The organism is Pseudonocardia kujensis (assembly GCF_021283305.1).
Taxonomy (GTDB): Bacteria; Actinomycetota; Actinomycetes; order Mycobacteriales; family Pseudonocardiaceae; genus Pseudonocardia; species Pseudonocardia kujensis.
The window spans coordinates 1-21,362 of record NZ_JAJSOK010000001.1 but is presented as its reverse complement, the minus strand read 5'-3'; the positions used below and the strand labels follow the sequence as shown (position 1 = coordinate 21,362).

General features: G+C 74.5%; 20 protein-coding genes and 1 riboswitch. Of the genes, 9 read left to right on the top strand and 11 right to left on the bottom strand.

Annotated features, from left to right (window positions below):
• Nucleotides 1–10 precede the first annotated feature (10 nt).
• A riboswitch (ZMP/ZTP riboswitch) is annotated at nucleotides 11–97 on the top strand.
• A 14-nt stretch (nucleotides 98–111) separates the two neighbouring features.
• Complete coding sequence (locus LWC35_RS00100) at nucleotides 112–978, top strand: bifunctional 5,10-methylenetetrahydrofolate dehydrogenase/5,10-methenyltetrahydrofolate cyclohydrolase (protein WP_232867615.1); 867 nt, start codon at nucleotides 112–114, stop codon at nucleotides 976–978.
• Between the two features lie 77 nt (nucleotides 979–1,055).
• On the opposite strand, the gene LWC35_RS00095 is transcribed toward LWC35_RS00100, so the two are convergent.
• Nucleotides 1,056–1,952, bottom strand: coding sequence for an alpha/beta hydrolase (locus LWC35_RS00095; protein WP_232867613.1), 897 nt, complete (start codon nucleotides 1,950–1,952; stop codon nucleotides 1,056–1,058).
• A 96-nt stretch (nucleotides 1,953–2,048) separates the two neighbouring features.
• On the opposite strand from LWC35_RS00095, the gene LWC35_RS00090 reads away from it, so the two are divergent.
• The gene (locus LWC35_RS00090) at nucleotides 2,049–3,926 is read left to right on the top strand and encodes an ABC transporter ATP-binding protein (RefSeq protein ID WP_232867611.1); all 1,878 of its coding nucleotides are present in this window, start codon (nucleotides 2,049–2,051) and stop codon (nucleotides 3,924–3,926) included.
• A gap of 3 nt (nucleotides 3,927–3,929) precedes the next feature.
• Here LWC35_RS00090 and LWC35_RS40015 read toward each other — a convergent pair whose 3' ends face one another.
• The 4 genes from LWC35_RS40015 to LWC35_RS00070 all read right to left on the bottom strand — a co-directional run bounded on the left by LWC35_RS40015 (nucleotide 3,930) and on the right by LWC35_RS00070 (nucleotide 9,599).
• Nucleotides 3,930–5,900 carry a glycosyl hydrolase gene (locus LWC35_RS40015; RefSeq protein ID WP_232867609.1) on the bottom strand — a complete coding sequence of 657 codons (1,971 nt, stop codon included), beginning with the start codon at nucleotides 5,898–5,900 and terminating at the stop codon, nucleotides 3,930–3,932.
• Nucleotides 5,897–6,667, bottom strand: coding sequence for an RND family efflux transporter (locus LWC35_RS00080; protein WP_232867607.1), 771 nt, complete (start codon nucleotides 6,665–6,667; stop codon nucleotides 5,897–5,899). The genes LWC35_RS40015 and LWC35_RS00080 overlap by 4 nt, the downstream gene beginning before the upstream one ends.
• Nucleotides 6,664–8,325, bottom strand: a complete 1,662-nt coding sequence (locus LWC35_RS00075) for a glycosyltransferase family 2 protein (protein ID WP_232867606.1) — start codon at nucleotides 8,323–8,325, stop codon at nucleotides 6,664–6,666. Before LWC35_RS00075 ends, LWC35_RS00080 begins: the two co-directional genes overlap by 4 nt.
• 386 nt (nucleotides 8,326–8,711) lie before the next feature.
• Nucleotides 8,712–9,599, bottom strand: coding sequence for a TetR/AcrR family transcriptional regulator C-terminal domain-containing protein (locus LWC35_RS00070; protein ID WP_232867597.1), 888 nt, complete (start codon nucleotides 9,597–9,599; stop codon nucleotides 8,712–8,714).
• A 147-nt stretch (nucleotides 9,600–9,746) separates the two neighbouring features.
• Between LWC35_RS00070 and LWC35_RS00065 the strand changes: the two genes are divergently transcribed.
• Nucleotides 9,747–11,090 (top strand): FAD-dependent monooxygenase, encoded by a 1,344-nt coding sequence (locus LWC35_RS00065; protein ID WP_232867585.1) that lies wholly within the window; start codon nucleotides 9,747–9,749, stop codon nucleotides 11,088–11,090.
• Here the strand turns inward: LWC35_RS00065 and LWC35_RS00060 are convergent.
• On the bottom strand, nucleotides 11,065–11,577 hold the full coding sequence (locus LWC35_RS00060) for a bifunctional nuclease family protein (RefSeq protein WP_232867573.1): 513 nt from the start codon (nucleotides 11,575–11,577) through the stop codon (nucleotides 11,065–11,067). The genes LWC35_RS00065 and LWC35_RS00060 overlap by 26 nt on opposite strands.
• A 108-nt stretch (nucleotides 11,578–11,685) precedes the next feature.
• Here LWC35_RS00060 and LWC35_RS00055 point away from each other — a divergent pair, with 108 nt between their 5' ends.
• Both LWC35_RS00055 and LWC35_RS00050 read left to right on the top strand, forming a co-directional pair.
• Entirely contained in the window at nucleotides 11,686–12,807 is a 1,122-nt protein-coding gene (locus LWC35_RS00055) for a DUF2332 domain-containing protein (protein WP_232867571.1), read from the top strand.
• A 64-nt stretch (nucleotides 12,808–12,871) separates the two neighbouring features.
• A complete protein-coding gene (locus LWC35_RS00050; RefSeq protein WP_232867570.1) occupies nucleotides 12,872–14,146 on the top strand; it encodes an MFS transporter in 1,275 nt (424 codons plus the stop codon).
• Here LWC35_RS00050 and LWC35_RS00045 read toward each other — a convergent pair.
• A complete protein-coding gene (locus LWC35_RS00045) occupies nucleotides 14,058–15,032 on the bottom strand; it encodes an AraC family transcriptional regulator (RefSeq protein WP_232867568.1) in 975 nt (324 codons plus the stop codon). The two genes, LWC35_RS00050 and LWC35_RS00045, sit on opposite strands and share 89 nt — an antisense overlap.
• Before the next feature lie 176 nt (nucleotides 15,033–15,208).
• On the opposite strand from LWC35_RS00045, the gene LWC35_RS00040 reads away from it, so the two are divergent.
• Both LWC35_RS00040 and LWC35_RS00035 read left to right on the top strand, forming a co-directional pair.
• Nucleotides 15,209–15,646 carry an anthrone oxygenase family protein gene (locus LWC35_RS00040; RefSeq protein ID WP_232867567.1) on the top strand — a complete coding sequence of 146 codons (438 nt, stop codon included), beginning with the start codon at nucleotides 15,209–15,211 and terminating at the stop codon, nucleotides 15,644–15,646.
• A gap of 103 nt (nucleotides 15,647–15,749) precedes the next feature.
• Nucleotides 15,750–16,025, top strand: a complete 276-nt coding sequence (locus LWC35_RS00035; protein ID WP_232867565.1) for a hypothetical protein — start codon at nucleotides 15,750–15,752, stop codon at nucleotides 16,023–16,025.
• 90 nt (nucleotides 16,026–16,115) lie between these two features.
• Here the strand turns inward: LWC35_RS00035 and LWC35_RS00030 are convergent, their stop codons facing one another.
• The 3 genes from LWC35_RS00030 to LWC35_RS00020 are packed head-to-tail and all read right to left on the bottom strand — an operon-like array spanning nucleotide 16,116 to nucleotide 19,087.
• Nucleotides 16,116–17,111, bottom strand: a complete 996-nt coding sequence (locus LWC35_RS00030) for a Gfo/Idh/MocA family protein (protein WP_232867564.1) — start codon at nucleotides 17,109–17,111, stop codon at nucleotides 16,116–16,118.
• A complete protein-coding gene (locus LWC35_RS00025; protein ID WP_232867563.1) occupies nucleotides 17,108–18,574 on the bottom strand; it encodes a peptide MFS transporter in 1,467 nt (488 codons plus the stop codon). Before LWC35_RS00025 ends, LWC35_RS00030 begins: the two co-directional genes overlap by 4 nt.
• Nucleotides 18,575–18,625: 51 nt before the next feature.
• Entirely contained in the window at nucleotides 18,626–19,087 is a 462-nt protein-coding gene (locus LWC35_RS00020) for a MarR family winged helix-turn-helix transcriptional regulator (RefSeq protein ID WP_232867561.1), read from the bottom strand.
• Between the two features lie 75 nt (nucleotides 19,088–19,162).
• Between LWC35_RS00020 and LWC35_RS00015 the strand changes: the two genes are divergently transcribed.
• Together LWC35_RS00015 and LWC35_RS00010 are read left to right on the top strand one after the other, a co-directional pair.
• Nucleotides 19,163–19,864, top strand: a complete 702-nt coding sequence (locus LWC35_RS00015; protein WP_232867559.1) for a DUF4386 domain-containing protein — start codon at nucleotides 19,163–19,165, stop codon at nucleotides 19,862–19,864.
• The gene (locus tag LWC35_RS00010; RefSeq protein ID WP_232867557.1) at nucleotides 19,861–20,691 is read left to right on the top strand and encodes an LLM class flavin-dependent oxidoreductase; all 831 of its coding nucleotides are present in this window, start codon (nucleotides 19,861–19,863) and stop codon (nucleotides 20,689–20,691) included. Before LWC35_RS00015 ends, LWC35_RS00010 begins: the two co-directional genes overlap by 4 nt.
• Here LWC35_RS00010 and thpR read toward each other — a convergent pair.
• Nucleotides 20,678–21,226 (bottom strand): RNA 2',3'-cyclic phosphodiesterase, encoded by a 549-nt coding sequence (thpR, locus tag LWC35_RS00005; RefSeq protein ID WP_232867555.1) that lies wholly within the window; start codon nucleotides 21,224–21,226, stop codon nucleotides 20,678–20,680. The two genes, LWC35_RS00010 and thpR, sit on opposite strands and share 14 nt — an antisense overlap.
• Nucleotides 21,227–21,362: the final 136 nt, after the last annotated feature.

The following is a 21,362-nucleotide window of genomic DNA, read 5'->3' as shown; positions in this document are numbered from 1 at the left end:
AACAATCACGGCGAACGCGCGACTGGCGGCATACCGAGGATGGCAACGACCATCGGGGAGCTGACGTCCGCGGGGGTCGACCGCCTGGGCCCCCGCGTCACGAGGGAACCCATGACCGCACGACTGCTACCCGGCAAGCCCGTCGCCGAGCGGGTCCTGGCCGACGTCACCGCCCGGGCGGACGCACTGCGCGCCCGCGGCGTGACGCCCAGCCTGGCCACGATCCTCGTCGGCGACGACGACGCCTCCGCCGGCTACATCCGCATCAAGCAGAAGCAGGCCGCCGAGCTCGGCATCGACTCGCCGCACACGCACCTGCCGCAGGACACCACGCAGGAGCAGCTGGTCGCGGCCATCCGCGGCTACAACGACGACCCCGCGGTGCACGGCCTGCTGATCCAGTACCCGATCCCGGGCCACCTGGACTACGACGCCGCGTTGGCCGAGCTCGACCCGGACATGGACGTCGACGGCATGCACCCGATGAACATGGGGCGCCTCGCCGTCGGCCTGCCCGGCCCGCTGCCCTGCACGCCCGCGGGCATCGAGGAGCTGCTGGCCTTCCACGAGATCCCGGTCTCCGGCCGCGAGGTCGTCATCCTCGGCCGCGGCGCCACCCTCGGCCGCCCGCTCGCGATGCTGCTCGCGCAGAAGCGGCCCACCGCCAACGCCGCGGTCACCGTGGTGCACACCGGGGTGCCGGACTGGGACCGGTATACCAGGCGCGCGGAGATCCTCATCGCCGCGGCCGGCGTGCCCGGCATCATCCAGCCCGAGCACGTGAAGCCCGGCGCGACCGTGATCGGCGGCGGGGTGCGGTACTCCGGGAAGAAGCTGCTCCCGGACGTCGACGAGTCCTGCGCCGAGGTCGCGGGCGCGATCACCCCGCGGGTCGGCGGGGTGGGCCCCACCACGGTCGCCATGCTCTTCCGCAACGTCATCGCCGCCGCCGAGAAGGCGGCGGACAAGGCCGCCTGACGTCGCTGATCGCCGGTTCCGTGCAGCTGCGGTCGTTCCCGCCGCCTGGCTGCACGGAACCGGTGAGCGTGTGGCCGTCAGGCGAGGTGACGGACGAACCAGTCCCGCGCCAGCGGGGCGGCGAGGTCGACGTCCTTCACGTAGGCGTCGAAGTGGCCGCCCGGGAGGATCTCCAGCGCCTTGGGCTCGCGGGCCTTCTCGTAGGCGTCGATGGCCAGGTGGGCGGGGGTGAGGTGGTCCTGCCGCGCGACGACCATGAGCAGCGGGGTCGGGCTGATCCGGGCGATGTACGCCTCGGGCTCGTACTCGCCGAGCATCTCGACGGTCCGCAGCGTCACCTCGTTCCGCCAGGCGGGGGCACGCAGCTTGCCGGTCTCGGTGAACCAGGTCCACGAGTCCGGCGTCGGGAGCGCCGAGGGGGCCAGCGGGTCCTCGGCGACCACGGGCACCATGGCCGGCGGGTCGCCGGCGTACCGGGCGACGCGGTCGGCGTCGAACATCTCCCGGAACCCGGCCCGGAAGTCCGCGCGGACCAGCTCGGCGATGTTCTTCGAGCCGCTGATCAGCGGCACCTGCGCGACCACGGCCTTGACCCGCCGGTCGATCGCGCCGACCACCAGCGCGTGCCCCCCGGAGTAGCTCGAGCCCCACACACCGATGCGGGTGGCGTCGACCTCGTCGAGGGTGCCGGCGTAGGTGATCGCGTGCCGGTAGTCGCGGACCTGGGCGATCGGGTCGATCTCCTGGCGGGGCTCGCCGTCGCTGGCCCCGAAGTTGCGGTTGTCGAAGACCAGCGCGTTGAGCCCGGCGGCCGCGAAGACCTCGGCGAACGCGTCGAGGTACATCTCCTTCACGGCCGAGAAGCCGTGGGCCATCACGATCGTCGGGGCGCGCCCGGTCGCACCCTCCCCGCGGTAGAACCAGCCGCGCAGGGTGGTGCCCTCGGCGTCGAACTCGACGTCCCGTCGCGTCATTGCGACCTCCTGGGGGATCGGGTCCCCCAGTCTCGCCCGGCGGGGCCGCCCGGTCCAGCTTGACCTGTAGTTCACTTCAGGTTTTACCGTCGCCGCATGGACGTGAACACCTGGAGTGCCCTGCGCACCGCCTCCCGCGAGCGGGAGGAGACGCGGGCGCCCGTGCCCGTCACCCTGCGGCGGATCGCGGGGTTCGCCCGGCCCCACCGGCGGCGGATCACCGCGTTCGTGCTGCTCAGCGTGGCGGGGGCGGTGCTGACCGTCGTCACGCCGCTGCTGGCCGGGCGGGTGGTCGACGCGATCGACGCCCGGGAGGGGTTGCGGGTCGTCGCCGGGCTGGCCGGGCTGATCGCCGCGGTCGCGGTCGCCGAGGCCGCGCTCGGCCTGTTCACCCGCTGGTTCTCCGCGACCATCGGCGAGGGCCTGATCCTGCAGCTGCGCACCGCGGTGTTCGACCACGTGCAGCGCATGCCCGTCGCGTTCTTCACCCGCACCCGCACGGGCGCGCTGGTCAGCCGGCTGAACAACGACGTGCTGGGCGCGCAGCGGGCCTTCAGCGACACCCTGTCCGGGGTCGTCGGCAACGCCGTGACGCTGATGCTCACGCTCGCGGTGATGCTGAGCATCTCGTGGCAGGTCACCCTGCTCGCCCTCCTCCTGCTGCCGGTGTTCGTGCTGCCGGCCCGGCGGATGGGCTCGCGGCTGGCGCGGCTGCAGCGCGAGGCGGCGGACCACAACGCCGCGATGAGCACCCAGATGACCGAGCGGTTCTCGGCGCCCGGCGCCACGCTCGTCAAGCTCTTCGGGCGGCCCGCGGAGGAGTCGGCGGAGTTCGCCGCGCGGGCCGGCCGGGTGCGCGACATCGGTGTGCGGTCGGCGATGGTGCAGTGGGTGTTCGTCACGGCGTTGACGCTGGTCTCGGCCCTGGCGCTCGCGCTGGTCTACGGCGTCGGCGGCGGGCTGGCGCTGGGCGGGCTGCTCGCGCCGGGCGCCGTCGTGTCCCTCGCGATGCTGCTGACCAGGCTCTACGCGCCGCTGACCGCGCTCGCGGGGGCGCGGGTCGAGGCGATGGGCGCGGTCGTCAGCTTCGAGCGGGTGTTCGAGGTGCTCGACCTGGAGCCGGCCATCCAGGACCCCGGGGAGCCGCGTGCCCTGCCGGCGGGACCGCTCGACGTCCGGTTCGACCACGTCGACTTCGCCTACCCGGCCGCGGCGCGCGTGTCGCTGGCCTCGCTGGAGGAGGTCGCGACGCTCGACGCCCGCGGCGGCGACACCGTGCTGCACGACATCTCGTTCACCGTCCCGGCCGGGTCGCTGACCGCGCTCGTCGGCAGCTCCGGGGCCGGCAAGTCGACGATCGCGCAGCTGCTCGCCCGGCTCTACGACGTCGACGGCGGCGCGGTGTCGGTCGGCGGCGTCGACGTACGGGAGCTGCGGGCCGCGGACCTGCACGGCGACGTCGGGTTCGTGACCCAGGACGGCCACCTCTTCCACGACACGATCCGCGCGAACCTGCTGCTCGCGGCGCCGGGGGCGAGCGAGGACGAGCTGTGGGCGGCGCTGCGCCGGGCCCGGCTGGGTGCGCTGGTCGCGGCCCTGCCGGACGGGCTGGACACGGTGGTCGGCGAGCGGGGCTACCGCCTCTCCGGCGGCGAGCGGCAACGGCTGACGATCGCGCGGCTGCTGCTGGCGAGGCCCAGGATCGTGGTGCTCGACGAGGCCACGGCCAGCCTCGACTCGACCTCCGAGGCCGCGGTGCAGGCCGCGCTGGCCGAGGCGCTCGACGGGCGGACCGCGCTGGTCATCGCCCACCGGCTCTCCACGGTGCGCGACGCCGACCAGATCCTCGTCGTGGAGCAGGGGCGGATCGTGGAGCGCGGCACGCACGAACGGCTCCTCGCCGGGTCCGGCCGCTACGCCGAGCTCTACCGGACCCAGTTCGACGAGCCCGAGCCCGAGCCTGCCGCCGCCTGACCGTCACGGGAGCCGGCGGGAGAAGGTCCAGGCCAGCAGGTACGCGCGGGAGTTGCCGGCGTCGACCGCCGACGCCGGCAACCCGGCCGCCGCCGCCCGGGCCGCGGCCGGGTCGGCCAGGGCCAGGTACATCACCAGGTAGTCGCCGAACGGGACGTCGAAGCCCGCCGGCGCCGCCTCGGCCACGTCGGTGCGGATGCGGTCGGCGTCACCCGCGAGGTAACCCGCGACGGGCGACATGGGGATCAGCTGGATGCCCAGGACCGCTCCCGGGGCGGGGCTGAACCAGGTCGCGTAGTCGCGCTTGCCGCCCCAGTTGATCGCGACGACGCGGTGGGCGAACCCGTCGAACTCCGCGGAGCGCAGCGGCGGCGCGACGTAGTACCGGGTGGCCGCGGCCGCCTCGCGGCTCAGGAGCACGACAGCCCGCTCCCGCAACGGCGCGTCGCCGCGGACCTGCGCCCACAGGGCGAGGCCGTTGTAGGCGGCCACGGCCTCCGAGCTCGACTCCTGGTTGTTGCCGTCGGCGAACGGGCTGAAGCCCGACGCCCAGGAATGCCCGGCGTACTCGTCGAAGGCCCGGCCCCGCGGGAACTCCGCGGTCCTCCGGCCGGCCCCGATGTCGGCGGCCAGCAGGTCCGTCACGGGCGCGAGGGCGGCGGCCAGGCCCGGGTCCTGGCGGGCCGCGACCGCCGCGGCGTAGAGGAAGTAGCCGTAGTGGAACTGGTGGTCGTTGAACTGCTCGGAGCCGAACGCGACGCCCAGGCCGACGACCCCGCGCAGCACCGGGTCGTAGACGAAGCAGTGCGTGTCCCGGTGCGCGCACCCGTCCGGCTCGGCCCAGCGGCGCAGCTCGGCGGCGAGCGCGGCGCGCAGCCGGCTCTCGGGCTCGTCCAGGCCGAGCTGCTCGGCCAGGCGCAGCAGGTTCGCCGCCCGGGCGAGCTCCTTGCCGGCGGCGTAGGTGTCGGAGGCCGTGAAGGACGTGGTCGCGGCGTCCGCCTGCACCGCCGCGGCGACGGCGACCCGGTCGGCGTCGGACAACCCGGAGAGGTCGAGCCCGTCCGACGGCGCCACCAGCGGGTCCGCGAGCGTGAGCGCGGTCCCGGCGCACAGCGACAGCGGCCCGTAGATCGTCGGGTAGGTGCCGGCCGTGCAGCCGGGCCCGGAGTCCTGGTGCGGCATCGCACCGACGAGGGTGTCGCCGCCGTCGGTGCGGTAGTCGAGGGTGGTCACGACCCGGTCGCCCATGATCCGGTGCGTGGCCTGGCCGCCGAGCACCGCGACGGAGGCGTGCCCGGCGAGGAGGGCGGCGTCGCCACCCGGCGGGACGGCGAACAGCGTGACCCATCCCCGAGCCGGCAGCCGCGCGCCGTCGCCCTCGACCTCGGCGCCGTCGCCGGCCACGAACCCGTACCGCTGCCCGAGCCTCTCGACGGCCCCGGCCTGCGGCGCCGGGTCGAGCGTGATCCGCTGCTCGACCGTGGCCGTGTAGCGCACGTACGGGGAGCCGCGCGCCAGGAGCACGCGGCCGCGCTCGGCGCCGCTCTCGTCGAGGAACGCGACGGTCACGGTGAGGTCGTCGTACCGCACGACCAGCATGCGGGCGGTCCCGAGGCCCAGGTCGAGCGCGGGCCGGTGACTGCCGAAGATCGTCGTCGCGGTCGGGGTGACCTCCGGCAGGCCGATCGCGAACCCGTCGTCGCGCACGCCGACCGACAGCGGCAGCGGGAAGACCGGTTGCGCGGCGGCGGGGAACACCAGCCCGGAGAACCACCGGTTCGTCGGCGGCACCAGTCCGCCGGCCAGCCGCAGCGCGGGCGCGCTCCCGACGCTGCGCTGCGGCAGCGCGGCCACGGCCGCGGCGAGCGCGGGGTCGCTGCGGTCCACCTGCTCCGCAGGGGCCGGCGTGCTGCCCGTGCAGCCGGCGAGGACGAGCAGGACCACCAGCACGGGGAGCGCGGACCGGTTCCTCACGCGTCGAGGCCCATCCGGCGGAGCACCGAGGTCGCGGCGTCGGTGACGACGCCGACCTCGCGGAGCACCCACGTCGTGGCGTCTGTGACGACGCCGTCGTTGCGCAGGTGCAGGGTCGCCGTGACCGGGGTGCCCACCGCGAACAGCCCGTCGGCGGTGGCGTCGCCGAGCTGGTCGCTGTACGCCTCCACCTCGGTGCGCGCCTGCCCGTCCTCGGTCTGCACCCGGATGCGCCGCACCTGCGCGTCGACGGACCGGTTCGACGGCAGGAGCACCTCGAGCGTCGCGTCGGGGGGCAACCGCGCGTAGTCCTGGGCCGTGAGCACGAACTCGCCCTCGACGTACAGCGAGCCCGCCCGCTGCACGGTCGCGATCGTGCTGTTCGCCGGCACGAACGAGCCGAGCGGGTAGGCGAGGGAGGCCACCCGGCCGGCGTCGCTCGCGGTGAGGACGAGCGTGCCGTCGGGACGCAGCTCGTAGGGCAGGGCGCTGGTGTCGACGAGCCGCTGGGCGAGGTCGCGCTGCACCGCGCTGCTGCGCAGCTCGAACATCGGCTGGCCGACCGCGACCTGGTCGCCGATCCGCACGAGCTGCGTCACCAGCGTGCCGCCGTAGTCGGTGCCCACCGGGTACGTCTCGGCGGCCAGCGCGGCCGAACGGCTCTCGACGACCCCGTTGCGGGCGTTCAGCACCATGGTCAGCACCGCGGTGACCGCGAGGACGCCGAGGATCCCGAGACCGAGCCGGAACCGGCCGCGCCAGGTCATCCCGCGTCCTCCGCCCGGGCCAGGGCCGTCGACGAGTGGACGGCCGACCGCGGGACGTCGGCCCCGCCCTGCCGGGGCACCGGCACCGGCTCCTCCGCGGTCCACCCCCGCCCGCGGTCGCGCAGCTGCCGGCGTGCGGCGCGGTTCAGGGCCCGGGTCTCGCGGGCCTCGCGCATCGCCGTGACCACGAACGCGCCGAGAACGACGGTGTTGGTGACGTTCCAGACGAGGGCGAGCGTGACCGTCCGGTCCGCGTGCGCCTGCCAGATCCCCACCGCCGAGGTCAGCAGCAGGAACACGAAGGTCAGCACCTGCGGGACGATGAAGTCGAACGGCGAGTTCCGGACGCCCGAGCGATGGGTCGCGCTCCAGGACTGCTCCCGGCGCAGCAGGGCGTTCAGGAACGCCCGGGTGTAGATCGGGAAGGACGCCGTGGCCAGCATCAACGTCTCCCACCGGAACGACCCGATGGTGTAGAGCGCGACCACGACCTGCATGAAGTAGAAGCCGGCGTAGTGGAAGAACCAGGTCGCCCCGGAAACGTCGGCGTCGATGGGGCCGATCCCGAAGTAGATCTGCAGCGGCGGCACCAGGATCAGCAGCAGCGGCGCCACCCCGACCAGATAGAAGGTGGCCGTGCCGAAGTACTGCAGACGCTGGTCGAGGGTCAGCCTGCGGCCGCGCCCCATCGGATTGCTGCGCAACAGGATCTCGAAACCGCCCGTGGCCCAGCGCAACTGCTGTTTCGTGTAGGTCTCGATGGTCTCCGGGGTCCGCCCGACCGCGAGTTCGGTGGCGATGTACACCGACCGCCAGCCGCGCTCGTGCAACTTCAGCGACGTCCAGACGTCCTCGGACTGGGACTCCTGGTAGATGCCGCCGATCTCCTCCACGGCCGCGCGTCGGAACACCACGTTGGTGCCCACGCAGAAGGCTGCGTTGAACCGGTTCTTGCCCGGCTGCATGAAACGGTAGAACACGGTCTGCATGTAGCCCGCACCGCGCGAGATCAGATTGTTCAGGTTGCCGTACACCTGCGGTGTCTGCACGAAGGCGACGGTCGGATCCGCGAAGAAGGGCACGGTCTGACGGAGGAAATCGGGCTGCGCGACGAAATCGGCGTCCAGGATCACGAAGAACTCGCCGGTGGTCAGCCCCAGTGCGTGGTTGACGTTCCCCGCCTTGGCGTAGTCGTTGCCGGTCCGCGCGACGTAGACCGCGCCGAGCTCCCTCGCGAGCGCGAACACCCCGGCCGTCCTGCCGTCGTCCAGGACGTAGGTCGTGTGCCGCCCCTCCATCGCGAGTGCGGCGACCACGGTGCGCCGGATGTCGTCGAGGGACTCGCCGTAGGTCGTGACGAAGACGTCGACCGTTGCCCCGGCACCGCCGAGGAACATCGGCCGGTCGGGCGGCGGCACGTCGCGGCCGGCCTCGCCCCCCGGGCCGTGCAGCCGGCGTTGCGCGTCGTAGAAGCGGTAGTCGCGGGGGTCGTGGCCACAGGAGAGGATCGTCCACAGCGCCAGCGCGGCCTGGAGCACGATGAAGGACTCGGCGACCAGCACCATCAGGTACGGAACCCAATTCCCGCGATGGGAGAAATCGAAGAGGAAAACCGTGTAGAGCACCACGCCGATCGTCGCGACGAAGACGATCGCCATGAGCGAGGGCGAGTCGGCGACCTCCTGACTACGGGACCGCGGCGCCGGGGAATCGCCCGTTCCCGTACGGCCGGCGGCGCTCGGCGACGACTGGCTCGGCACGGTGCGGTCTCCAGGGGCGAGTGCGCGACGACGACTTCGGGGTGAGCGAGGAAAATGAGCACAAGGGCGAAGAGTCCAACGAGGAGTATGATCGTGACGGCTCACTGTGCTGTCAAACCCCGATTTCGGGACTTCTCCCCACTACTCCGGATGCCGCGGTCACACCTCTCGGCCACAACGGATCCGGCAGCCCGCACAAGGCCCGAATCGCGGTGATCGAATCGTGCCGACGGTCTATTCCGCCGACGGGGTGGCCGTGCTAGAGGAGCATGCCGCGAATCGTCTCATCGTTCTCCGGTGCGGCCAGTCAGGGCCGCGATGCCGTCGAGCATTCTCGCCAGGCCCGTCTCGAAGATCGTGTCGAGGTCGAAGCCCGTGTCGGCGTGCAGGAACACCCGCACCGAGTTCGGGAAGGAACCGGACTCCATGACCGCGCGGTTCTCGGTCTCGCGGGCGCGGATCCACTGCCAGAGCGTCACGCCCGTCTCCGCCTCCTCCCGCGCCTCGGACTCGAGGCTCGCGGCCGCGCCGTGCACGTAGCCGAACAGGGCCAGGTGCAGCCGGAAGATCGTCGGGTCGTCGAGGCCGAGGCCGGTGAGGGCGCGCAGGTTCCACTCCGAGTACGGCATCTGGTTCGGGCCGGCGTAGGGCCGGGTCATCGACGTCGTGCGGGCCACCCAGGGGTGCCGGCGGTACAGCGCCCACAACGAGCGCGAGGACACCTCCAGCTGCGCCCGCCAGCCGGGCGGCGGGACCGGGGGCAGCGGGAACTCGCCGAACGCCGCGTCGCGCATGAGCAGGAGCAGCTCCTCCTTGCCGGGCACGTGCCGGTACAGCGACATCGTGCCGGTACCGAGCGCCGCGGCGACCCGGCGCATGGACAGCGCGTCGATGCCCTCGCCGTCGGCGATCCGGATCGCGGCGCGCAGGATGCGGCCGCGGCCCAGCTCGGGCTCCGGGGCCGCGGCACCGCCCGCGACGACCGTCCCGACCCCGGGCAGCACCCGGACGAGCCCCTCCTGCCGCAGCGCCGCGATCACCTTGCTCGCCGTGGCCATCGCGACACCGAACTCCGCCACGATCTGCCGGGTCGACGGGATCCGGTCGCCCGGAACCAGCTCGCCGGCCGTGATCCGGGCCCGGATCACCTCGACGACGTCCGTGTACGCCACGCGCCCTCCCCGCACCAGTGCACTGCTGGTGCACCTCGCCGGTGCACTAGAGCGCTTTCGTCCATCCGATCGTATCCACAGCCAGAGACATCGAGAACACCTGCGTACGCCGTACCCTCGGCGCATCAGCACCGAGAGGTAGGAATCATGACCCGCACCGTCCTCGTCTCCGGGGCCGGCATCGCCGGCCCCGCCCTGGCCTTCTGGCTGCAGCGGCGCGGCTTCGCCGTGACCGTCGTCGAGAGCGCACCCGGGCCACGGCCCGGCGGCCAGACCGTCGACCTGCGCGGGGCCGGCCGCACCGTCGTCGAGCGGATGGGGCTCATGCCCGCCGTGCGGGCCGCGTGCGTGGACCAGGAGGGCGTCGCGTACGTCGACGCCGACGGCCGGCACCTCGCCGAGATGCGAGTCGCGGACCTCGGCGGCGACGGCATCGTCAGCGAGTACGAGATCCTCCGCGGCGACCTGTCCCGGATCCTGCTCGAGGCGACCTCCGCGCAGTACCTGTGGGGCCTGCGCGTGACCGCGCTCGACGACGGCCCCGCGGGCGTCGCCGTCACCTTCTCCGACGGCGGCACGCGCACGTTCGACCTGGTCGTGGGCGCGGACGGGCCGCACTCGGGGATCCGGCGGCTGGCCTTCGGGCCGGAGGAGGAGTTCGTGCACCCCGTCGGCGGCTACATGGCCTGGTTCACCGCGCCCGATCCGGTCGGCCTCGACGGCTGGTACGAGATGTACAACGAGCCGGGCCGGGTGGCGTCGGCCCGCCCGGACAGCACGCCCGGCCGCGCCAAGGTCGGGCTCTCGTTCCTCTCCGCACCGCTGGACCACGACCGCCGCGACCTCGACGCCCAGCGCGCGATCGTCGCCGATCGGATGCGCGGCATGGGCTGGGTCGCCCCGCAGCTGGTCGCCGCCATGCACGCCGCCGACGACTTCTACCTCGACCTGGTCGCGCAGGTCCGCATGGACCGCTGGACCGCGGGCCGGGTCGCCCTCGTCGGCGACGCCGGCTACGCCCCCTGCCCCCTCACCGGGATGGGCACCAGCCTGGCCCTGGTCGGCGCGTACGTGCTGGCCGGCGAGCTGGGCCGGCACGCCACGCACGAGGCGGCCTTCGCGGCGTACGAGGAGCGGATGCGCCCGTACGTCATGCAGGGCCAGGTCCTCCCGCCCGGCGGCATCCGCGGCTACGCCCCGCACACCCGGGCCGCGATCCGCAACCGCATCTGGTCGATGAAGCTCATGGTCAGCCGGCCGCTGCGCGGCCTCGCCCGGAAGCTGTTCTTCGCGAAGGCCGAGGCGATCGACCTGCCCGACTACGACGAGCGGCCACCGGCTCCGCTCGGCGCCGACGATCGCTCCGCAGGCTCGCTCAGCGCCGACGATCGCTCCGCAGGCTCGCCCGGCGCCGACGATCGCTCCGCAGGCTCGCTCAGCGCCGACGATCGCTCCGCAGGCTCGCTCAGCGCCGGAAGTCGTCCGGCGTGACGTCGTCGAGGAACTCCCGGAACTCCCGCAGCTGCTCGGCGGGGGGCGCGTCGGCGCCGTCGGGGAACACCTCGGAGGTGTCCTGCCCGACCTCGTCGAGGATGGCGTCGGCGACCCCGATCGCCAGCCCCTCCCGCACCGCCACGGCCAGCGCGTCGCTCGGCCGGACCTTCACCCGCACCTCGGCCGCGGCCTCGTCGCGCAGCACCAGCTCGGCGGTGTAGACGCCGTCGACCAGGTCGGTGATCTCCGCGCCGGTGAGCCGGGCCCCGAGCGCCCCGACGAGCGGGACCAGCAAGTCCTGCACGAGGGCGGTCTCGGCGGCGGCCGGGTCGCCGCCCTCGCGCGGGCCCACCGCGATCACCTCGGCCTGCTGCGGCCGCAGGAAGACCGGTACGCACCGCTCCCCGTCGACCTCGCCGAGCACCAGCACCGGCTGCCTGCTCCGCGCGTGGACGACCAGCCGGAGCACCTGCATCGCACGCATCGCGCCAGTGTGCTGGATCACACGTCCGCTCCCTGTCTCAGATCGAGACTGCACGCGATGCGCGCCGCTCCCGCTAACGAGCCGGGCGACGCGCGCGACCCCGGACGTGTGATCGATCGGACCGCGCAGGTCGCCGCCCAGGCCACGGCGGTGGCCGACGCCTGGTCCGCGCCCGGCGCCCCGCCGAGCTGGTGGCTCACCGCCGCCCTGCTCCGCGGCATCGCCGAGGACCAGGTGCTGCTCGGGATCGCCGCCGACCTGCCGCTCGACCACCAGCCCGCCCTGCTGCTGTCCGCCGCCGTCCGCCGGCTCGCCACGGAGAAGGGCGGCGCGCTCGCCCGCTACTTCCCGGTGCCCGGCGCGCCACAGCCCGAGCAGGACGCCGGGTTCGTTCCCGCGCTGGCCGCCTTCGCCCGCGGCGAGCGGGAGGAGCTGGCGCGCCTGTGCGCGGGCCACCGCTACCAGATGACCGAGGTGGCCCGGTGCCTCGACGTGCTGCCCGTGCTGGCCGCGGTTGCCGCCGAGGATCCCCGCCCGCTCGCGCTCGTCGATCTCGGCACCGGGGCCGGGTTGGGACTGCGTCCCGATCGCTATGCCTACCGCTATCGGCTCCCGGACGGCACCGAGCTGCGCTGCGGGACGGGCCCGCTCGAGCTGTCCTGCGAGGTCCGCGGCACGCCGCCGCCGGTCCCGCCGCAACCGCCGGTGCTCACCGCGCGGGTCGGCGTCGACGCGGAACCGCACGATCTGGCCGACCCCGCCACGCGCGCCTGGCTCGCCGCCTGCGTGCCGCCCGAGGCCGGCGCCGTGTCCCGGTTCGCCACCGCGACCCAACTCGCGCTGGCCGACCCCGCGCCGATCGTGCGCGGCGACGTCGTCGACGCGCTGGTCGAGGTCGTGGCAGGGCTGCCGCCGGACGCGCTGGTGTGCCTCGTCGACACCTACGTGCACGTCTTCCTCGGCCCGGAGCGGCTGGCCGCGTTCGACGACGCGCTGGTCGCCACCGGCCGGGACGTCGAGTGGGTCTCGGTCGACCCGTTGGTCCCGCTGGGGCCGCAGGCCCGCACCACGGTCCAGGGCCTCGAGGTGCCGGAGCACTGGATCGCGGAGAACCGCGAAGGTGGCGTGTTCGGGGTGGTCGGGCGGGTCTCGGTGCGCGACGGCGTCCGGCACGGCACGGTCCTCGGCCGCGCGCACCCCGGTGCCGCCTGGCTGGAATGGCTCGGCTGACGTCCGACCGCCGTCCGGGCGGAACGGCTCCCGGCCGGGAGCCCGGCCGGGTTACCGTGCCCGGGTGCGGGGACGCGGACGTCGCGCGGTGCCGGGGTGGGTCGCGCTGTGGATCGTGGTCTTCGCCGTCGCGTACGGCACGAACGTCCCGACACCGCTGCTCCTGCACTACCGCGCGACGCTCGGGTTCTCACCGACCGCGCTGACCACCGCCTTCGGGGTGTACGCCGCCGGGCTCGTGCCCGCCCTGCTGCTCGCCGGGCCGCTGTCCGACGCGGTCGGCCGGCGCCGGGTCGTCGTCCCGTTCGTGGCGTTGGCCCTGCTCAGCACGCTGGCCTTCCTCGCCGTCCCCGTCGCGCCCTGGGTGCTGTTCGCGGGGCGGTTCCTGCAGGGCGCGGTGTCGGGGGTCGTGTTCAGCGTCGGCACGGCCTGGCTCGGCGAGCTGATGGCCGCGACCGGCGACGGCGGGGCGCGGGCCGCGCGGCTGACCGCGGTCGCGCTGGGCGGCGGCTGGGCCCTCGGCCCGCTGGTGTCCGGGCTGCTCGGCCAATGGGCGGCCGGACCCGCGGTGCTGCCGTACGTGGTGCACGTCGCCCTCATGCTGCCCGCGCTCGCGCTGCTCCCCCGGGTGCCGGAGACCCTGCCGCCCGAGCAGCGGCGCGGCGACGGGCCGTTGGTGAACCTCGGCGTGCCGCCGGGGGCCGGGCGGGCGTTCGGGCTGGTGGTCGTGCCGATCGCGATCGGGGTGTTCGCCTTTGCCGCGACCGCGGTCAACGTGCTGCCGCTGGAGCTGGAGCCGGTCATGCCCGGGATAGGCGTGGCCGTCACCGGGCTCGTGGCCGGGCTGACCATGGGGACCGGGGTCGTCGTCCAGCCGCTGGTCCGCCGCCTGGGGACGACGTGGGCCGGCGCGATCGCCCTCGCCCTCGGCGCCGCGGGGATCGCCCTCGGGCTGGTGGCCGACGTCGCCGGGGTGTGGCCGCTCGTGCTGCCCGTCTCGGTCCTGCTCGGGCTGGCCTACGGGATCTGCCTCGCGACGGGCCTGACGCTCGTCGCCCGGCTGGCCGACCCGGCCGCCCGCGGCGCCCTCACCGGCACCTTCTACGCCTGCTCCTACCTGGGCTTCTTCGTCCCGCTGCTGCTCGCGGCCGTGGGCGGCGGGCACGGCTTCGTCCCCGGTCTCGCCGGGCTCGCGGTGGTGTCCGCGCTGGCCGCGGCCTGGCTCGCGAGCCCGGCCGCGCGGGCGCTCGTCACCTCGCCGCCTCCCACTGCGACAGGTCGTGCCGTGCCGCGAGGGTCCGCCGCGCCGCGCTCGGCGGCTCCCCCACCACCCGGGTGAAGGCCCGGCTGAACGCCGCCTCGGACCGGTAGCCCAGGTCCGTACCGATCCGGGCCACCGTGTCGCCGCCGGCGAGCCGGTCCAGCGCGACGTGCATCCGCCAGCGCGTCACGTAGGCCATCGCGGGCTCGCCCACCAGCGCGGTGAACCGGGCCGCGAACGCCGACCGGGACATCGCGACCTCACCCGCCAGGGCGGCGACCGACCAGTCCCGTGCCGGGTCCCGGTGCACCAGCGCCAGCGCCCGGCCGACCTGCGGGTCCGCCAGCGCGCCGAGCCAACCGGTGCGGGCCGCGGCGTCGGTCTCCATCCACGTCCGGATGGCCTGGATGACCAGCACGTCGGCGAGCCGGGTGATCACGGCCTCGCCGCCGGGGCGCAGCTCCTCCACCTCCAGGGCGATGAGCCGCAGGGTGTCCCGCAGCCGGTCGGTCAGCGGCGAGACCGGCACGTGGATGAGGTCCGGCAGCAGCCCGACGAGCGTGCGCGCGGCGGGATGGTCGAAGCGGACCGCGCCGCAGACCATCGTCGCGGGCGTCCCGCCGCCGCCGTGCCGGAGCACCGCGTAGCGCGAGTCCGGCATGTCGTGCGGGATCGCGAGGATCGACGGCGACGCCGCCCCCGGGTCGCTGCGCAGCACGTGCCCCTCGCCGCGCGGGACCAGGACGAGGTCGCCCTCCCCGAGCTCGCGCACGCCGTCGCCCACCTCCAGGAGGCACCCACCCGCGGTCACGACGTGGAACCAGAGGCAGCCGGGCATCGCAGGCAGCGTGAAGCCCCAGGGCGCACCGAGCTCGGAGCGGCAGTAGAAGGTCCCGCTCATCCGCAGCACGTGCAGGGCCTCGCCGACGGCGTCGGACGGGGTCCAGGGCGGGTGCAGCGTCACGGCACCACTGTCACGAGGAGGAGAGCACGAGTCCAGTGGTTCTGGACGATCGAGCACGGAAGCCGGCTCCTCGGCCGTTCCTCGTCCTGGTCGGCGGCCGCACGCTGGACGCACACCACCGACGCGACCACGCCCACGACCGTCGCGACGTGGGCCGACGGGCTGGGGGTGCCGGCATGACCACAACGGTTCTCGTCCCTGGGACGACGATCGGGACCGCGCTGCTGGGCGGGCTGTTCCTGGCCTTCTCGGTCGCGGTCATGCCCGGTCTGCATCGGCGGCCGGGTCCGGAGGCGGCGGCCGCGATGCAGGCGATCAACCGGGCGATCGTGAACCCGGTGTTCGGGACGCTGTTCGTCGGCACCGGGCTGCTCGCGGTCGCCACCGCGGTCCTCGCGGCGCTCGCGGGCGCCTGGCTCGTGGTGGCCGGGGCGCTGCTCGCGGTGCTGGGCGCGCACGGGATCACCGTCGCCGTCAACATCCCGCTGAACACCGCGCTCGACCGGTCCGCCGCCGACGCCGAGGCGTGGGAACGGTTCGAGCGGCCGTGGAACCTCGCGCACACCGTGCGGACACTGCTCACGGTGGCCGCGGCCGTACTGCTCGTGGTGTGACCGAGCGGGGGATGGCCCGGGGCGGGCGGACGGGGCAGAGTGGTGCCCCGGTCCGCTTCCCCCGGGCCACGTCCTTTGTTCGGCACGACCCTCGGGGGAACCGGTGCATCCGTACGAGCGCCGCCGTCACGCCGCCCTGCGCGCGGACCAGGAGATCATCGGCCGGGCCGCGGCCTGGCTGCGGCACGACGCCGTCCAGGCCGGCTACGCGGGCCTCACGCATCCCGAGTACGCGTTCGGCCTCGCGTCCCTGCTCGACGAGATCGCCCTCCGGGCCGCGGACGACGAGCACCTGCGGGGCCACGCGGTCCGGGTCTGTCGGACGATGCTCGGCGACCGCATGGACATGCCCGCCACCCGCCGCACCCGCCGGCGCTGACGCGGCCCCGTGCGCGGGGCGCGGTGCTGCCGCACCGCCTCCCGTGCACGACCGAGTTGTCCACAGGTCCGTCCACACCTGTGGATCGAACTACTGTTCGAGGTCCGCGGGCCCCTCGGCGACGGCCATGCCGAGCTGGTCGGCGACCCGGCCCATGATGTCCTGCACCGCCACGGTGTCGGCCAGCGGCATCACCGCGCTCTCGGCCAGCCCCGCCTTCACACCCTCCGTGACCTCGGCGATCTCGTGCGAGTAGCCGGCGCCGGTCGCAGGGAGGTGGAGCTCCTCCGGTTCGTGGCCGTTGCGGTGCACGAGCAGGCGCGAGGGGTGGTGGAAGCGCGGCGGCACCTCGAGCCAGCCGCCCGTGCCCACCACCCGCGCCATGCCGGGGGACTGGCAGCGCAGCGAGGCGAAGAGGGTCGCGCTGCGACCCTCGGGGTAGCCGAGCAGGATCGCCTCCTCGACGTCGACGCCCTCCTCGACCATGTAGCCGTGCACGGTGACCGTCTCCGGGGTGCCGAGCACCATCTGGGCGAACGAGATCGGGTAGACGGACAGGTCGAACAGGGCGCCGCCGCCGAGCGCGGGGTTGTAGAAGCGGTCGTCGGGGCTGCTGGGCTGCTGGGCACCGAGATCGGCCTGGACGGCCATGACGTCGCCGATCGCCCCGTCGGCGATCAGTTCCCGCAGCCGGACGATCGCGGGCTGGAAGCGCGTCCACATCGCCTCCATCACGAACACGCCGCGCTCCGCGGCGAGGGCCGCGATCTCCCGGGTCGCCTCGGGCGTCACGGTGAAGGCCTTCTCGACCAGCAGGGCCTTGCCGGCCCGGAGCCCGGCGAGGGCCACCGCGCGGTGCAGCGGGTGCGGGGTGGCGATGTAGAGGACGTCGACGCCCGGGTCCTCGACGATCGCCCGGTAGGAGTCGTGCACCGTGTCCGCCCCGACCTCGGCCGCGAACGCCGCCGCCCGCTCCTTCGACCGGGACGCGACCGCCACGACCTCTGCGTCGGGCACGTGGACGAAGTCCGCCGCCACCTTCCGCGCGATGCGCCCCGGCCCGACGATTCCCCAGCGAACGGTCATCGGATCCCCTCCATGAGCCGCTTGAGCAGCGGCGTCGACAGCGCGACGAGCACGCCGACCACGATCGCGACGGCGCCGAGCACCCCGAAGTAGACCCCCTCGGAGTCCTCGCTGTAGAACCCTGCCAGGGCCCCCGAGAGGGCCGTGCCCAGTGCGATCGACAGGAAGAACAGCCCGACCATCTGGGCGCGGAAGGCCTCCGGGGCGAGCTTGGTCGAGATCGACAGGCCGACCGGAGAGATCATCAGCTCGGCGATCGTGAACACGAACAGGATCCCGATCAGGCCGAGCAGCGGGGCGCTGTTGGGGCCTCCGCCGGCCATCGGCAGGAACAGCAGGAAGGCCACACCCATGATCGCCACGCCGAGCGCGAACTTCACCGGCGTGGACGGCTGCCGCGGGCCGAGCTTCGTCCAGAGCGCGGCGAACACCCCGGACAGCACGATGATGAAGATCGGGTTGATCGACTGGACCCACGCCACCGGGAACTCCCAGCCGAACAGGTTCCGGTCCAGCCGCTGGTCCGAGTAGATCGTCACCACCGTGAACTGCTGCTGGTAGAGCGACCAGAAGGCCGCACTGGCGATCCACAGCGGGATGAACGCGAGCACCCGGTGCCGCTCGACGGGGGTCACCCGCCGGCTGCCGAGCATCAGGGCGAAGTAGCCGACCGCGGCGGCGCAGGTCACGACGATCACCGAGAGGTCGAGGCGGTCGGCGCTCAGGACCCCGGTGAGGGCGAGCACCAGGATCACCACGACCCCCACGCCGGCGACGACGAGCGCGCGCACGCGCTCCCCGCCGCCGAGCGGCGACGGGATCTCGTGCGCCTTCGCCGGCAGGTTCTTCCGGCGGATCGCGTACTGGATCAACCCGGCGGCCATGCCGACCGCGGCGAGGCCGAAGCCGAAGTGGAAGCCCGCCGTGGACTGCAGCAGCCCGGTGAGCAGCGGACCGACCAGCGCCCCGAGGTTGATGCCCAGGTAGAACAGGGAGAACCCGGCGTCACGCCGCTCGTCGTCGGGGGCGTAGAGGGTGCCGACGAGGGCCGTCGCGTTGCCCTTCACGCCGCCGCTGCCGAGGGCGACCAGCACCAGGCCGACACCGACCCCGGCCAGGCCCGGGATCACCGCGAGCGCGATGTGCCCGGCCATGACCACGATCGCGGCGGAGAAGAGGGTCCGTTCGGCGCCCAGCACGCGGTCGGCGAGCCAGGTGCCGACGATCGTCGACAGGTAGACCAGGCCGCCGTAGGCCCCGACGATGCCTGCGGCCGTGGCCTCCGGGATCCCCAGGCCGCCCTGCTCGGCGGAGTAGTACAGGTAGATCAGCAGGATGCCCTGCATCCCGTAGAAGGAGAACCTCTCCCACATCTCCACCCCGAACAGGGCGGACAGCAGGGACGGCTGGCCGAAGAAGCCGCGATCGGCGCGCTCCTCGGCCACCGGTGGTGCATCACTCATGCCCGACACCCTGTCACCGCAGGTCGGCGGGGGCACACGCGGGCGGGGAACCTACAGACGGCGGTAACCGGGGTGGACGCCCGGCGTGAGGCCGTGGGCGTCGGCCAGCCGCGCGAGCAGCTCGCGCAGGCGGGCCCGGTCGGCGGTGTCGAGCGGGCCGCAGACCGCGTCGTCGTGGGCGCGGCCGATCTCGGCGACCCGCTGCAGCAGGGCCTCCCCGGCCGCGGTGACGTACAGGGCGTGCAGGCGCCGGTCGTCGGGGTTGCGGCGGCGTTCGACCAGGCCGCGCTCGTCGAGCCCGTCGACCAGCGCGACCAGCCGACTGGGTGGCGTGCCGAGCAGCCGGGCGAGGGCCTGCTGCGACTGTCCCGGCTCGGCGGCGATCGCGCGCAGCAGCCCGGTCTGCGGCGGGGTCAGGTCGAGTTCCGCGATCCGCTCGGCGAACCGGCCCGCGGCGAAGGCGCCCAGCTGGGCCAGCAGGAAGGCGGAACCGGGGCCGCTCGGGTCGATCACGGCAGAACCGTATCCCTTGACAAACCGTATACACAAGTGAACGATTCTTCCGTGTAAAGGATCCGAGGGGGAACGATGACCATGTCCACCCGCCCGACCACCCGCCGCCCGCCGGACGTGCGCCCCGACCGCCAGGGCGGCCCGCCGCTCCTCGTGCCGGCGCTCGCCTTCGCCGCGCTCACCGTCACGGGCGCCGTGCTCGGCGCCTCGGGCCCGCGGCCCGGCACCGACGCGGCGGCCGCGCTGGCCTGGACGGCGGCCCACGGCACCCTGCTGTCCGTGGGGGCCGCGGTGCTGCTCGGCTCGGCGTTCCCGCTCGTCGTCTACGCCGCAACGGCGGTGCGGCGGCTGCGCCGCCTCGGCGTCTCCGCGCCCGGCCCGTCCATGGGCTACGCCGGCGCGGTGCTGGCCGCCGGCGCGCTGAGCCTCAGCGGCCTCGTCGGCTGGGTCGCGGCGCAGACCGCGGGCCTCGGCGACGCCGCGCTGGCCCGCGCCCTCGCCTGGCTCTGGTTCGCGACGGGCGGGATCGGCTTCGTGGCACCACTCGGCCTGCTGCTGCTCGGCCTGGGGGTGCCGGCGCTGATCCGCCGGCTCGTGCCGCGGTGGCTCGCGTGGGCCGCGCTGGTGATCGGCGGCCTCGCCGCGCTCAGCACGTTCGCGCTGCTCACGGACGTGCTCTACCCGCTCATCCCGGTCGGACGGTTCGGTGGCGTCCTCGTGCTCGTGGCGTTCGCCCTGGCCCTGCCGGCGACGCGCAACGGCGAGGTGACCCGATGAGCCGGCCGTTCCGCTTCGGGGTCGTCGCGGCGCCGCAGGGCCCGGGCACGGCCTGGGCCGCTCGCGCCCGCCGGGTCGCCGAGCTGGGCTACTCGACCCTGCTCACCCCCGACAACCTGCACCTGCACGCCCCGCTGCCCGCGCTCGCGACGGCCGCCGCGGCCGCGCCCACCGTGCGGGTCTGCCCGTTCGTGCTGGCCGGACCGCTGCGCACGCCGCGCGCCACCGCCTGGGAGGCGCACACGATGACGGCGCTGACCGACGGCCGGTTCGACCTGGGCATCGGCACCGGCCGGCCCGACGCGCGCGCCGAGGCCGAGGCGCTCGGCATGCCGTGGGGCACCGCGGCCGAGCGGCTCGAACAGGTCCGGGCGGCCGTCGCCGCGCTGCGCGAGCTCGACGGCCGTGCCGAGACCCCGGTGCACACCCCGGTGCTGATGGCCGCGTCCGGGCCGAAGGCCCTCGGCCTCGCCGCGGAGGTGGCCGACGTCGTCACCCTCGCGGCACGGCCCGCCACCCCGAGGCCGGAGGTGAAGCGCATGGCCGCGGATCTGCGGGCCCGCGCCGGCGGCCGTGACCTCGAGGTCGCGATGAACGTCTTCGTGGTCGGCGACGAGATCCCGGACTGGGCGGTGCGGTGGGCGGGCCCCGGAGCGGTGGAGGCGCTGCGCGACCCGGACACCCTCGCGGTGCTGCGCGGCACGCCGGACGAGATGGCCGCCGAGCTCGAACGCCGCCGGGCCGAGCTGGGCGTGAGCTACCTGGCCGTCAGCGAGGCGTTCGCCGAGGAGCTGGCGCCGGTGGTGGAGCGGCTCACCGGTCGGTGAGGTCGCCGGCGAGCGGCCAGGTGGCGAGATCGTCGTAGCGCGGGCCGGGGCGGCTGCGGACCAGGCGCAGCGTCTCGGCCCGCCACGGCCGTCCGGCGAACCCGGACAACGCCCGCACGGCCGGTCCGAGCCGGCTCACGCTGCCCCGGCCGCGGGCCAGCGTCAGGTGCGCGCGGAAGGCCCGGTCCTCGAGGGCGACGCCGGCGGCGCGGGCGGCCGCGGCCACCCCCGCCGCGAGGGCGGCGAGCGCGTCGGTGTCGCCGACGAACCCGGTCCACAGCACCCGCTCCCCGAACCGCCCCGCACCGGCCAGCGCGAGCTCGACCGGCGCGGCCCGGGCGGCGACGGCGGCCAGGCCCGCCGCCACCCCGTCGAGCGTCGCCCCGTCGACCTCGCCGAGGAAGGCGAGTGTCAGGTGCCACTGCTCCGGAGGCGTCCACCGGACCCCGCGGTGGTCGCCCCGCACGGTCGCCACCGCGTCGACCAGCTCCGCGACCGCCTCCGGCGGCGGGACCAGGGCCACGAACGCGCGCACGGGCCCGATCCTGCCGCCCGGGGCGCCGTCGCGCCGGTGGTTAGGCTCGGGAGGGTGACGCTCCTCGTGAGCCGGCTGGCCCGGTACCCCGTGAAGTCCTGCCGGGGCGCCGAGGTCGCGGAGGCCCGGGTCGAAC